The following is a 13,400-nucleotide window of genomic DNA, read 5'->3' as shown; positions in this document are numbered from 1 at the left end:
CGGCGGACCGGCGAGGTTCCGGCCCGGGCAGGCGCCCCTGGGCCGGAGCCGGAGCCGGAACGGAACGGAAACGGGAAGCGGAAGAGGTCGACGGACGTGACACCTCTCACGTTCCATGGGGAGTACACGACCGGCCGTCTTGGCAGGATGAACCGTTGAACGGACCGTACTCCCGTGCCGATCCCCACTTCGTGCCGATCCCTGGAGCGCCGGACGATGAGCGACCTGCCAGACCCGGACGAACTGCTCGCCATTGCGCTGACGATCGCCCGTGCGGCGGGTGACCTGCTCGCGCGGGGCCGGGAGGGCACCGTGGCCGCGGAGACGACGAAGTCGTCTCCCACCGACGTCGTGACCGCTCTCGACCGCGCCTCCGAGGCGCTCGTCGCCCGGCGGCTCGCCGAACTGCGCCCCGGCGACGGACTGCTCGGCGAGGAGGGTTCGGACTCCGCCGGCACGACCGGGGTGCGCTGGATCGTCGACCCGCTCGACGGGACGGTGAACTTCCTCTACCGGCTGCCCAACTGGGCGGTCTCGATCGCCGCCGAGGTCGACGGGGAGGTCGTCGCCGGGGTTGTGCACGCCCCGGCGCTGGGCGCGACCTACACCGCCACGCGGGGCGGCGGATCGTACCGGGACGGGGAACCGCTGACCGGCTCCACGGTGACGACGCTGGCCGGCGCCCTCGTCGCAACGGGTTTCGGCTACACGGCGTCCCGCCGGGCCGCGCAGGCCGCTGTCGCCAGCCGGGTGGTGCCCCGGGTGCGCGACCTCCGTCGGATGGGTGCGGCCTCGCTGGACCTGTGCGCGGCGGCCGGCGGCCTCGTCGACGCCTACTACGAGCGTGGGCTGAAGCCCTGGGACCAGGCCGCCGGCGGCCTGGTGGCGGTGGAGGCCGGGCTGCGGGTCGGTGGGCTGCACGGCCGCCCGGCGGGCGAAGATCTCACCGTCGCCGCCCCGCCGGCCCTGTTCCCGGCGCTGACCGCCCTGCTCGCCGAGGATCCCCCCGCCGACCGCGACTGAGGTCCCCGACCGGGCGAGCCCACCACCGGCCCCGCTCACGGCCAGGGCACGACGTCGTCGATTCCGGCTGCGACGAGCGCCCGACTGAGACCGCCGCGGGAGCGGATCCCGAGGTACCACTGTCGACGGCGTAGACCGACTTGACGGTGGCGTCCCACTGTCCGGGCATGACGGTGTTCCTCCCCAACTGATACCGCTGACGGCGTGTCGCTTCTCAGTCCGGGAAACGGGAACGGGGGCGCGCGGCATGCGGACCGGCGGGCGGGGCCGGCAGGGAGCGAACCCGCCGGCCCCGGATCATTGGTCGTGGGCTACAGCAACGAGCGCAGGACGTACAGCAGGATCCCGCCGTGGCGGTAGTACTCCGCCTCGCCGGGGGTGTCGATCCGCACGACCGCCTCGAAGGTCTTGTCGCCGGCACGTACCGTGATGGGCGGGGTCCTCTCGTCCACCTCGGCGAGGCCCGTGATGGTGAACGTCTCCTCCCCGGTCAGGCCGAGCGACTCCACCGACTCGCCGGCGGGGAACTGCAGCGGCAGCACGCCCATACCGATCAGATTCGACCGGTGGATGCGCTCGTAGGACTCGGCGATGACCGCCCGCACGCCGAGCAGCGAGGTACCCTTCGCCGCCCAGTCCCGGGAGGAACCCGAGCCGTACTCCTTACCAGCCAGGATCACCAGCGGCACACCCTCGGCGGCGTATTTCTGCGCGGCGTCGTAGATGGCCAGCTGCTCGCCGTCTGGCAGGTGCCGGGTGACGCCGCCCTCGGTGCCCGGCGCCAGCCGGTTGCGCAACCGGATGTTGGCGAACGTGCCGCGGATCATCACCTCGTGGTTGCCGCGCCGCGACCCGTAGGAGTTGAAGTCGGCGGGCGCGACCCCGTGCTCGGTGAGGTAGCGGCCGGCAGGCGAGTCCTTCTTGATCGAACCAGCCGGGGAGATGTGGTCGGTGGTGACCGAGTCGCCGAGCACCGCCAGCACCCGGGCGTCGATGATGTCGGTCCGGGCCTCCGGCTTCGCCGCCATCCCCTCGAAGTACGGAGGGTGCCGGACGTAGGTGGAGTCGGGCGCCCAGGCGAACGTCCGCGACACCTCCCCGCCATCACCGAGCGGCAGCGAACGCCAGCGCTCGTCACCGGACAGGTCGGCGTAGTCGGACTCGTACATCTCGGACTGGATGGCGTCGCCGACGACCGCGGCGACCTCGGCCTCGCTCGGCCAGATGTCACGCAGGTAGACGGGCTCCCCGCCGGTGCCGGTGCCCAGCGGGTCGGTGTCGAGGTTGATGTCCATGGTGCCGGCCAGCGCGTAGGCGACCACCAGCGGCGGGGACGCCAGGTAGTTCATCTTGATGTCGGGGTTGATCCGGCCCTCGAAGTTGCGGTTGCCCGACAGCACGCTGACCACCGCCAGGTCCGCGTCGTTCACCGCGGCACTGATCTCCTCCGGCAGCGGCCCGGAGTTACCGATGCAGGTGGTGCAGCCGAACCCGACCAGGTTGAAGCCGACCTTGTCCAGGTAGGGCACGAGCCCCGCCCGCTCGTAGTAGTCCATGACCACCTTCGAGCCCGGCGCGAGGGTGGTCTTCACCCACGGCTTGCGGGTGAGCCCCTTCTCGACGGCGTTGCGGGCCAGCAGGGCAGCGCCGATCATGACCTGCGGGTTGGACGTGTTGGTGCAGGAGGTGATGGCCGCGACGGCGACGGCGCCGTGGTCGATCTCGACGCCCGTGCCGTCGGCGAGGGTGACCGCCGTCGGGTTGGACGGGCGGGCGGCGACGTCCCCGACCACGGCGTTCACCGAGATCGGGGCGTCGGAGGGCTTGTCGGCGAATGCGGCCGCCGGGTCGGAGGCCGGGAAGGACTCGGCATCCGCCTCGTCCGCGCCGCCGTTCGTGAGCACCAGGGGCTGGGCGTAGTCGACCAACGCCGCCCGGAAGGCCTGCTTCGCGCTCGCCAGCGGCACCCGGTCCTGCGGGCGCTTGGGCCCGGCAAGCGACGGCTCGACGGTGGACAGGTCCAGCTCAAGGGTGGTCGTGTAAGCGGCCTCGCGGCTCGGGTCGTGCCAGAGGCCCTGCTCCTTGGCGTACGCCTCGACCAACGCCACCAGCTCCGCGGGACGGCCGGTCAGCCTGAGGTAGTTCAGTGTCTCCGCGTCGATCGGGAAGATCGCGCAGGTGGAGCCGTACTCGGGGCTCATATTGCCGATGGTCGCCCGGTTCGCCAGCGGGACGTTCGTCACGCCGTCGCCGTAGAACTCGACGAACCGGCCGACGACGCCGTGCCGACGCAGCATCTCGGTAATGACGAGCACCATGTCGGTCGCGGTGGTGCCCGTCGGCAGCTCGCCGGTCAGCTTGAAGCCCACCACAGTGGGGATAAGCATGCTCACCGGCTGGCCGAGCATGGCGGCCTCGGCCTCGATGCCGCCGACGCCCCAGCCGAGCACGCCGAGACCGTTGATCATCGTGGTGTGGCTGTCCGTGCCCACGAGGGTGTCGGGGTAGGCCAGCGTCCCATCGGCCGTCTGCTTCGTGAAGACGACCCGGGCGAGGTGCTCCAGGTTGACCTGGTGCACGATGCCGGTGTTCGGCGGGACGACGGTGAAGTTGTCGAACGCCTCCTGACCCCAGCGCAGGAACTGGTAACGCTCCCGGTTGCGGCCGAACTCCAGCGCCGCGTTGAGCTCGAACGCGTCCGGCCGGCCGAAGTGGTCGGCGATGATCGAGTGGTCGATCACGAGCTCGGCGGGGGCCAGCGGATTGATCTTCGATGGGTCGCCGCCGAGGGCGGCCATCGCCTCCCGCATGGCGGCAAGGTCCACCACACACGGCACACCGGTGAAGTCCTGCATGATGACGCGGGCGGGCGTGAACTGGATCTCCTGGCTGGGGGCGGCCGAGGGATCCCAGTTCGCCAGCGCCCGGACGTGGTCCGCGGTGATGTTCGCGCCGTCCTCGGTACGCAGAAGGTTCTCCAACAGCACCTTGAGGCTGTAGGGGAGTCGATCGGCCCCGGGCACCGCGTCCAGCCGCCTGATCGTGTAGGTGCGATCACCCACCACGAGCGATCCGGTACTGCCGAAGGTGTCCATCGTTCTCCTCCTCGTCGCCCGCCGCCCGCCACCCGCGAGCGGCGGGGCTCGCTCCCATGGCCCCGCCCGGCTGGCCGCACCATGGTGACACCGGACCCACGGCCCCGGGTGGGCACGCATCCGGCGCCTGCCTGCCTCGGCCAGCTCCGTCCCATCCTGGCATTCCGGCGCGTCTCGCACCGCGCCCGCGACGCTGTGACCCCGCCGACCCTCCGGGTCGGCGGGAACCGCCAGGGCCTCCCGAACAAGGTCGTCACGCCCGACTCCAGCAATTACTTAACACTGCTAACAGTAGCGGAAGCTGCCGGCGGCCCCTGCCCACAACGGCGGAATGTTCGGCAATAATCACCCCACCTGCGGGTGAACTCGTTCTTTCGGTCCCCGGTGCATCCCGGCACGCTCCGGCCCGGGCCGGAGCACGCGTGCCACGACCGCGCGCCGCGCACGGCCTCGTGCAGGGCAGCGACGACGTCCTGGCTCAACGACCGGCGATCCAGCAGCTTCTCGGCCCGTGCCCGCGCGGCGAAGCCTCGGTCGCGCGCGGCGGGTGTCCGCCGGCCGGCCGCGGCGTCGGTGAGACACTCCGCCACCGCCACCGCGTCGCCGGGTGCCACCAGCCAGCCGGTCTCGTCGTCCACCAGCTCGCTGATCGCCCCGACCCGCGTCGCCACGGTCGGTACCCCGCAGGCCGACGCCACCCCGATGGCGCCGTAGTCCTCCACCCAGGAGGACACCACGTTCACATCGGCGGCGGCGTAGTACGGCCGCACGTCGCGGACACCGTGCACCCAGCGCACCGCCGCCGCGCCGGGAAGCGCCCCGGCCCAGACCCGGACCCGCTCGCGGTAACGGACCGCGGCCTCGTTGCGCCGACCGGCGACGTCCTCCCCGCCCTCGGGAGCCCCGTCAACGAGGATCAGGGTGCCGCGACCGCCCAGCTCGACGAACCGCGACCAGGCCGCCAGCAGTACCTCGTGGCCCGCCACCCCCCGGCCCGGATGGACAAGACGACCGGGCGGGTGGAAGTGCGCCACCCGCACCGCCACGAACCCGTTCTCGGGCAGATCGAGATCCGTCCGGACCGCCCGGCGCTCCCGGTCGTCCGCCGGCGTGAACCGGTCCAGATCCACGCCGTAGGACACGGTGCGCAGGCGGCGCACCGGCTGGCCGAGCGCGGCGTAGCGGCACCGGACGTCGGAGGTCGGCGCGATCAGCAGGTGATCGAGCCGACAGAGCACCCGCTCGACCGGCCGGATCAGCGGGTGGTCCAGGTGCAGAGGGTTCGCGACCATGTACACGCGGGTGATCGTGGTGCCCACGGTGGCGAGGCGGGCGGCCACCGCCGAGGCGTAGTGGTGGTAGTGGACGACGTCCGCCCCGAGCGCGGCCAGCTCCGCCCGCAGCCGGAGAATCCCACCGGCCTGACGGCGGATCGACGCTCCCCGGTGCGGCACGGGGCTCGCGACGACCTCCACGCCGCCCGCGGTCAACTCCCGGGCCAGTGGACTGTCGACGTGGTCGGGCGGGGGCATCAGGACGATGACGCGGTCCCCGCTCTCCCTTTCGGCTACGGCGTGCGCGACGGGCCACCGCGGGCCGTCCCCCGCCTCGAGCAAGGTGACTATCTTCATCGTGGGCGGTCGTCCTTCCTGGTCGTGGCCGGACGGTGGCGGTACCCGGACGGGCGGGGACGCCGGCTACGACCACACCGCCGTGATGTCGCGTTGCCAGTGCTCCATCGTGAACGGGGACCGGCGCAGCAGACGCATCGCCTCCCGGCGCTGATCAATGGTCGGGGGAACGGCGGTGAGCATCTCGGCGGTGTCGGCCCAGACCGCGTCGGAGATACGCAGCGGCAGGATCGTCACGCCGGGGAGCAGCCGGGCGATCTCGTCGACCCCGGGCAGGTCCGCGCAGAGCACGGGCGTCCCGACCGCGCAGGCCTCGAGCACGATGCCGGTCAGGCCCTCGTGGCGGGAGGTGACCAGCAGCAGCGAGGCCGCGACCAGCAGGCGTGGGATCTCAAGAACCTCGCCGATGAACTCGACGTGGTCAGCGACGCCACGTCGAGACGCCAGCGCGACCAGCCGGGCCGTCTCGGCGGCATCCTGACGACCCACGAAGAGGAGCCGGGCGTTCACAGACCGCCCCCGCAGCGCCGCGAGAATCTCCACGGCCCGGTCCCGGCTCTTCGCCGAATCCGGGCAGGCAACGTGGACGATGGTGACAAGCTCCTGATCGTCCTCGGCGAGTTCCTCCGCGCGGCGGCGGGCCGCGATGGCGACGCCGACCGGTTCCAGCTCGACGCCGTGGTAGATGACGCGGCAACGGGAGTCGAGCCGCCAGTTCTCCCGCCACAGACCCCGCATCACCGCCTCGCTCACCGCGACCAGATGGGTGGCGAACCGGTCGAGCAGCAACCGGCCGACGATCCGCCGCACCCGGCCGCCCAGGCTGTCGCCGTGCCGGTCCGGGGCATCGGCGAGGTAGGCGACGCGGCGCCGAACCCCCCCGAGCCGGGCCAGCGCGAGGACCACCCCGGAGAGGATCGTCACGTCCGCCTGCACCACCTCCGCCTGCACCACGTCCGGGCGTACCTGGCGCAGCAGCCTCAGGAAGGACCATGGAAAGCGCCAGTCGGCCCGGCAGTGGTACACCTCGCCGCCGAGCGCCCGGATCTCACCGTCGAACGCTCCTGCCGCGCCGGACGTCACCGCGAACAACAGCCGGAACTCGTCCTGGTCGAGGCGGCGGAGCAGGTTCACGGCCCCCGGATGAATGCCGGAGCGCTCCATCCGGTTCAGCACCTTCAGCACCGTTATCGGGCCCCGGCGCCGCCACCCACTCGGCCGGTGATGGAACCACGCGTCGGTGGCGACGACCCGCATGGCACCCGCCCCTCCGCCCGCACCCTCTCGATGACGATAATTTTCAGTTATCATTCAACTACATAAAGATACGAGAAGATACGGGAAGATGCGGGACGCCGCGAGGGTGGGATGGCGTCAGAAGGTGGGAGGGGGTCACAGGGGTTCCACGGCGAACGCAAGCTCGTCGTGCCGCGCGACCTGCGCCGGTATCAGCGGGTGTCCCCCGCCTGCCGCCACCGGCCGGCGGCCCCGGTCGTGCGTGGGCAGCCAGTGCCGGGTGTCGAGGACCGCACAGGCATGCCGTGCCACCTGGTCACGGTCGAAGGCGTCGTGGTCGACCAGGAGCACCACCAGATCCGCGGCCGCAAGCTCTCCCGCATCCACCTCCACCAGGGTCACCCGGGGCGGCAGCCGGGCCGCGTCGACGTGCGGGTCCGCCGCTCGCACGTGGGCACCGAGGTCGGCGAGCAGGGTGGCCACCCGCGTCGCGGGCGACTCGCGCGCATCCCCGGTGTTCTTCTTGTAGGCGAGTCCCAGCAGCAGGATGCGGCTGCCCGCGACCGACCGTCGCCGGGTGTTGAGCATCTCGGTGACCCGCCGCACCACGTGGTCAGGCATGTGGTCGTTGATGTCGTTGGCGAGCTCGACGAATCGGAAGCTGCGGCCGAGGCTGCGGCGCACCCGCCAGGACAGGTACGACGGGTCGATGGGCAGGCAGTGGCCGCCGACCCCCGGGCCGGGAGTGAACCGCAGATACCCGAACGGCTTGGTGGAGGCCGCGTCGATCGCCTCCCACACGTCGACGCCGAGTTCGTGCGCGAACATCGCCAGTTCGTTCACCAGCGCGATGTTGACATGCCGGAAGGTGTTCTCCAGCAGTTTGGTGAGTTCGGCGGTCCGGGTCGAGCCGACCGGAACCGTCCGCTCGACCACGGTGTCGTAGAAGGCGCTCACGGCCGCCAGGGAGTCCTCGTGCACCCCGGAGACGACCTTGGGGGTGTTCACCAGGTTCCACACCCGGTTACCCGGATCGATCCGCTCCGGCGAGTAGCCGAGATGGAAGTCGATACCAGGGTGCAGACCGGAACCCTCGGTGAGCAGCGGGGCGAACAGCTCCTCGGTCGTCCCCGGATAGGTCGTCGACTCCAGGATCACGGTCACGCCCGGCCGGACCAGCGGCGCGAGGCTGCGCGCCGCGCCCACGATGTAGGACAGGTCGGGAGCCCCCTCCCGCAACGGGGTAGGGACAGTGATCACCGCGACGTCGAACGCCGCGGCGCGGGCGTAGTCCGACGTCGGCTCGTACCGGCCCGACCCCAACGCTGCCACGAGCTGCCTGTCGGGGATGTCCTCGACGTAGGACCGCGCGGCGGCCAGCCGGGCGACACGGCTCTCGTCCACGTCCACCCCGACGACCCGCCAACCCACATCGACCGCCCGCATCGCGAGCGGGAGACCGACGTATCCCTGCCCGACGACCACCAGCTTCTTCGAAGTCATACACATAGTGTGTCAGATTGTTTACATAGAGAGAGGTAGGTGGCTAGCTGTGTCCTGGGTCGGCGGACGGATCGCCGGATCCGGTGCGCCCGGACGGCCCGGTTCCGGCGGGGGGGCGACCACCCGGGCCAGAATTCGCGCGATGCGGCGGGCGGCGTGGCCGTCCCACAAGGCCGGACGCCGGGGCGCAGGCGGCCGCTCCAGGGTGTCGAACGCGGCCGTGACCACCACCCTCCGGTCCCGACCCACCACCCGGTTGGTACCCTCGGTAACAGTCAATGGACGTTCCGTCGAGTCACGGAGCGTCAGGCATGGTACTCCCAGCACGGTGGACTCCTCCTGCACGCCGCCGGAATCGGTGAGCACGAGACGCGCCCCGGCCTGCAACGCCAGGGAGTCGAGATAGCCCACGGGTCCGAGCAGCCGAACCCCCGGAGGGAGCATCCCGGCCAGCCGCGCCGCCGTACGGGGATGCGCCGGGAAGACCAGCGGGCAGCGCACCGCGATCTCCCCGAGCGCCCCGAGCAGCCCGGCGAGCACGTCCGGATCGTCGACGTTGGCGGGCCGGTGCATGGTCACCAGGCCGTACCCGCCCGGGTGCAGGCCGAGCTCGGTCAGCGTCGGCCGGCCCAGCGCCTCGTCCCGGCACGCCAGGAGGGTGTCCACCATGACGTTGCCGACGAGATGGACCGCCCGGGGGGGCAGGCCCTCCCGGTACAGATGCTCCACCGCGTCCGGTGAGGTCGCGAACAGCTGGTCGCACACGTGGTCGGTGACAACACGGTTGATCTCCTCGGGCATGGACCGGTCACCGCTACGCAGTCCCGCCTCCACGTGGGCAACGGGCACGCCCGCCTTCGCCGCGACGAGCGCACAGGCCAGAGTTGAGTTGACATCGCCGACCACGACGACGATCTCCGGGGCAAGCCGGTCGAGCAACGGCTCGAACGACGTCATGACCGCGGCCGTCTGCACGGCGTGGGAGCCCGATCCGGCCGCGAGGTGATGGTCAGGGGGGCGCAGCCCGAGATCGGCGAAGAACACCTCGCTCATCGCCTCGTCATAGTGCTGTCCGGTGTGCACGAGCGTGGTCCGGAAACCCTCCGCGTCGAGGGCGTCCAGAATCGGCTTGATCTTGATGAAGTTCGGCCGCGCCCCGGCCACGACCACCGCGTGCGGCCTCGGCGCGAGCCCGGACTCGGCGAGCATCGGGACCGGTCCGGACCGGCGGCGCGCGGCCGCGAGTGGAGCCCGCGGCGCGGGCAGACCATCCACCGGTACACCGGCGACGGGCTCACCACCCGCAGGTACGCCGGTCACGAGCGGACCCCGGAACGATCCGATCCGCCGCGCGGCTGGTCGACGACGGTAGGCCCGGCGGGACGGGCCGCCCCAGCCCGCCCGGCGGGGGCCGCGAGCCCGTCGCGCGCGGCCGATTCCGTCTCGGTGGCGACGTCGGCGTCCACCATCATCGCCACCAACTCCTCGAACCCCACCCGCGGCTTCCACCCCAACACCTCCCGCGCCTTCGACGAATCCCCCACCAGCACATCCACCTCAGCCGGCCGGAAAAACCGGGGATCCTGCCGCACGAACCCCGACCAGTCCGAGATCCCCACCCGCCCGAACGCCACATCCAACAACTCCCGGATACTGTGCGTCTCCCCGGTCGCCACCACATAATCGTCCGGCGCGTCCTGCTGCAGCATCCGCCACATCGCCTCCACGTAATCCCCCGCGAAACCCCAGTCCCGCCGCGACTCCAGATTCCCCAACGACAACGAGTCCTGCAACCCCAACGAAATCCGCGCCACCGCCCGCGAGATCTTCCGGGTCACGAACTCGATCCCCCGCCGCGGCGACTCGTGATTAAACAACAACCCCGAACACGCGAACGCCCCGTACGACTCCCGATAATTCACCGTCAGATAGTGACCAAACGTCTTCGCCACCCCGTACGGCGACCGCGGATGAAACGGCGTCGACTCCCGCTGCGGCGTCTCCCGCACCTTCCCGAACATCTCCGACGACGACGCCTGATAGAACCGCACCCCCGACATGTCGTTACCACCCGCGATCCGCAACGCCTCCAGAACCCGCAGCACCCCCATCCCCGTCGTCTCCCCGGTCAGCTCCGCCTGCTTCCACGACAACCCCACGAACGAGATCGCCCCCAGGTTGTACACCTCGTCCGGCTGCGAGATCTCCACCGCCCCGATCAACGACGGAAGATCCGTCAGATCCCCCTCCAACAACACCACCCCCGGCACCAGCCGCTCCACCGTCGCCACCTTCGGGTTCGACTGCCCCCGCACCAACCCGAACACCTCATAACCCTTCGCGGTCAGCAACTCACCCAGATACAACCCGTCCTGACCGGTAATCCCGGTAATCAGCGCGCGAGGCACGTCGAATCCTTTCGTCGAAAAAATCTTCGGCCGGGTTCCCAGCTATTCAGGAACCCAGCCGGGCCGGGCTTCGCGGTACCTCGGCACCGAGCGCGTCAGCGGCCGCGAGGGTCGCCCGGCTCGAGGCGAGCAGCTCCGCGGTGACACCGGTGTCGCTGCCGCGGCACATCCGCAGGAAGGCCGCCGCGGCGGCGTGATGCCCCTTGTCCTGCGGCCCCTTCCAGGTGGAACGTCCATCGATCACCAGTTCGCGGTAGTCGTCGATGCGGACGTGCCGGCTGCCCGCCAGCGCCTCGAGGTGCTCCTTACGCACTCCGCGGGGACGGGCGGAACTGTAGGAGATGGCAGACAGGGAACCGTCGGCATGCCGGAGCGTGACCGCCACATCGGGAGCAAGCAACAGCTCGGCCTCCCGCCCGGCGAGCGCCGTCACCGTGTCCACCTCGCTGCCGGCGAGCGCGGCACAGGTGTCGACGAAATGGCAGACCTCACCGAGCAGCCGGCCACCCTGGACCCGGTCGTTGTACCAGTGGTCGGCCGGCACCGGCCCGGCGGCGATCCGATAGCTCAACGTGAGAGGACCATCCCGGTCGGCCAGCGCCGCGCGAGCTGCGGTGACCGCCGGGGAAAAACGCCGGTTGTATCCGACGACAAGCACCCCGCCGCCGGTCGCCGCCGCCTTCTCCACCCGGTTGAGCTCGTCGAGGCTCAGCGCGAGCGGCTTCTCGCACCATACGTGCCGACCGCGTTCCAGGGCCCGGGCGGCGAGGTCGGCATGCGTCGCATGCGGCGTCGCGATGACGACCACGTCGACGTCGTCGTCGTCCAGCACGGCGTCGGCGCCGGCCACCGCCCCGGCGAACCCGTGCCGGTCCGCGAAGGCCCTGGCCGACCGGCCACCGGCGGAGGCCACCGTGACCAACTGGTCAAACCCGGCCGCCCGGAAGGCGGGCAGCAGAACCGATCCGGAGAACGTCCCGGCCCCGATCCAGCCGACCCGGCTGCCCCGACGTCCCGCTGGGGCGGATCGCTGGCGGGGCACCCGCGGCCGCGGGCTGACCGACCGGTCCCGGGTCGGGCCCGCGCTGTGCGCCAGTGCAGCCCCGGCCACCGCGGACCCGACCCGTTCGGACCCGACCCGTTCGGACCCGACCCGTTCGGAGGCAGCCGACGCCGGGTAGTCGAAACGGATCCCCAGGTACGGCTCGCTGCGGGTGGCGACGATCTCGTAGGCACGCGGCGCCGCGTCGATCGGAAAGGCGTGGGTGACAAGATCATCAACTCGCAGCCGGTCGGCCGCGAGCAGGTCGAGCACGGCCTCCTGGTTGCGTCCCTCGGTCCAGCGGACCTGCCCGGCCGGGTAGTCAACCCCCCACTCCTCGTAGCCACGCTCGTACCGGCCCGGTCCGTAGGAGCGGGCGAAGCGCAGCGTCAGCTCCTTGTCGTAGAACGGCGCGCGAAGCAGGCCCAGTCCGACGTCACCCACCACGACCAACTGCGCCCGGTCCCGGGCCAGCGCGGTGGCCCGCATGACCGGTTCCGCCGAGCGACCAGCGGCGCAGATGAGGACCGCGTCGGCACCACGGCCCCGGCTCCATGCGCGGACCGCGGCGGTGGTGGCCTCGCCGGACTCCCGCAGCGCACGGACACCGCTCGCCTCGGCGGTGACCAGCGGCAGATCGGCAAGGTCGATGCCGGCGACGTCACATCCGCTGGCGAGCGCGAGCCGGGCTGCGAGCTGACCGACCAGCCCCAGCCCGACGACCACCACCTTCGCCCCGGGGCCCACCTCCGCCAGGCGCAGCCCGTGCAGGGCGATAGAGCCGATCGTGGCGAACGCCGCCGCCCCCGGGTCGACCCCGCCCGGCACCCGGGCGCAGAGCAACCCGGGAACGGCCTGGAACTCGGCGTGGTTGGCGCGCCCGGCCCCACCCGTGGCGACGAGGTCACCGGGGCGGATGCGGTCAACCGCGGAGCCCACCTCGACGACGCGACCACATCCGCTGTAGCCGAGGGGAACGTCGGCGCCGAGCCGGTCCCGGACCGAACGCGCGGCCGGGATGAGACCGTCGGTCCTCGCCTTCTCCGCGACCTTGCGGACAAGGTCCGGGCGGGCCCGCGCCTTGGTCAGCAGCCCGGAGCGGGCGAGCGTGGTAACGGCACGTTCCGTGCCGGCGGACACGATCGTCGCAACGGTCGCCACCAGCACCTCGGTCGGACCGATGACCGGCACGGGAACGTCGACGACGCGCACCGCCCCGCCGGACGCCGCCTGTACCACCTGCTTCACCACGCCACCTGCTTCACCACGCCACCTGCTTCACCACGCCACCAGGGCGCCGCCGCGCCGGCCGACGGTCGGCGCCGGCAGGTGGACCCGCACCCACGCGCGGACCCGTACCGGCGTGTCGGCCCGAGTCTTCGGTACGACCGGGGGAAGTGAGGGCGTCGGGGGCGCCCACGCTCGCATCATGCTGCGCAGTGTAGTTGATGCATTACATTCA

Annotated in this window: 8 protein-coding genes; 1 reads left to right on the top strand and 7 read right to left on the bottom strand. The window is 71.4% G+C overall.

What is annotated here, in order from left to right; all coding sequences use genetic code 11:
- The first annotated feature begins 216 nt into the window (after nucleotides 1–216).
- Nucleotides 217–1,023 (top strand): inositol monophosphatase family protein, encoded by an 807-nt coding sequence (locus FRANCCI3_RS06575; protein ID WP_011435756.1) that lies wholly within the window; start codon nucleotides 217–219, stop codon nucleotides 1,021–1,023.
- Between the two features lie 311 nt (nucleotides 1,024–1,334).
- Here FRANCCI3_RS06575 and FRANCCI3_RS06570 read toward each other — a convergent pair whose 3' ends face one another.
- From FRANCCI3_RS06570 to FRANCCI3_RS06540, 7 genes are all read right to left on the bottom strand, one after another.
- The gene (locus tag FRANCCI3_RS06570) at nucleotides 1,335–4,118 is read right to left on the bottom strand and encodes an aconitate hydratase (protein WP_011435755.1); all 2,784 of its coding nucleotides are present in this window, start codon (nucleotides 4,116–4,118) and stop codon (nucleotides 1,335–1,337) included.
- Between the two features lie 272 nt (nucleotides 4,119–4,390).
- Nucleotides 4,391–5,749 (bottom strand): glycosyltransferase, encoded by a 1,359-nt coding sequence (locus tag FRANCCI3_RS06565; RefSeq protein WP_011435754.1) that lies wholly within the window; start codon nucleotides 5,747–5,749, stop codon nucleotides 4,391–4,393.
- Nucleotides 5,750–5,815: 66 nt separating this feature from the next.
- Nucleotides 5,816–7,006 carry a glycosyltransferase gene (locus FRANCCI3_RS06560; RefSeq protein WP_011435753.1) on the bottom strand — a complete coding sequence of 397 codons (1,191 nt, stop codon included), beginning with the start codon at nucleotides 7,004–7,006 and terminating at the stop codon, nucleotides 5,816–5,818.
- A gap of 135 nt (nucleotides 7,007–7,141) precedes the next feature.
- Complete coding sequence (locus FRANCCI3_RS06555) at nucleotides 7,142–8,488, bottom strand: nucleotide sugar dehydrogenase (protein ID WP_035958200.1); 1,347 nt, start codon at nucleotides 8,486–8,488, stop codon at nucleotides 7,142–7,144.
- Nucleotides 8,489–8,509: 21 nt separating this feature from the next.
- The gene (gene wecB, locus FRANCCI3_RS06550; RefSeq protein ID WP_011435751.1) at nucleotides 8,510–9,697 is read right to left on the bottom strand and encodes a non-hydrolyzing UDP-N-acetylglucosamine 2-epimerase; all 1,188 of its coding nucleotides are present in this window, start codon (nucleotides 9,695–9,697) and stop codon (nucleotides 8,510–8,512) included.
- A gap of 107 nt (nucleotides 9,698–9,804) precedes the next feature.
- Complete coding sequence (locus FRANCCI3_RS06545) at nucleotides 9,805–10,896, bottom strand: GDP-mannose 4,6-dehydratase (RefSeq protein ID WP_011435750.1); 1,092 nt, start codon at nucleotides 10,894–10,896, stop codon at nucleotides 9,805–9,807.
- Nucleotides 10,897–10,942: 46 nt separating this feature from the next.
- Nucleotides 10,943–13,186 (bottom strand): bi-domain-containing oxidoreductase, encoded by a 2,244-nt coding sequence (locus FRANCCI3_RS06540; RefSeq protein ID WP_011435749.1) that lies wholly within the window; start codon nucleotides 13,184–13,186, stop codon nucleotides 10,943–10,945.
- Nucleotides 13,187–13,400 lie beyond the last annotated feature (214 nt).

This window comes from Frankia casuarinae, from assembly GCF_000013345.1.
In the GTDB taxonomy this organism is placed as follows: Bacteria; Actinomycetota; Actinomycetes; order Frankiales; family Frankiaceae; genus Frankia; species Frankia casuarinae.
This window is presented reverse-complemented; position numbering and strand designations above follow the sequence as displayed.

Excerpts from the sequence above, each read along its gene's own strand:
- FRANCCI3_RS06565 (WP_011435754.1), bottom strand. The coding sequence starts at position 5,749 with ATGAAGATAGTCACCTTGCTCGAGGCGGGGGACGGCCCGCGGTGGCCC.
- FRANCCI3_RS06560 (WP_011435753.1), bottom strand. The coding sequence starts at position 7,006 with ATGCGGGTCGTCGCCACCGACGCGTGGTTCCATCACCGGCCGAGTGGG.
- wecB (WP_011435751.1), bottom strand. The coding sequence starts at position 9,697 with ATGCTCGCCGAGTCCGGGCTCGCGCCGAGGCCGCACGCGGTGGTCGTG.
- FRANCCI3_RS06570 (WP_011435755.1), bottom strand. The coding sequence starts at position 4,118 with ATGGACACCTTCGGCAGTACCGGATCGCTCGTGGTGGGTGATCGCACC.
- FRANCCI3_RS06575 (WP_011435756.1), top strand. The coding sequence starts at position 217 with ATGAGCGACCTGCCAGACCCGGACGAACTGCTCGCCATTGCGCTGACG.
- FRANCCI3_RS06555 (WP_035958200.1), bottom strand. The coding sequence starts at position 8,488 with ATGACTTCGAAGAAGCTGGTGGTCGTCGGGCAGGGATACGTCGGTCTC.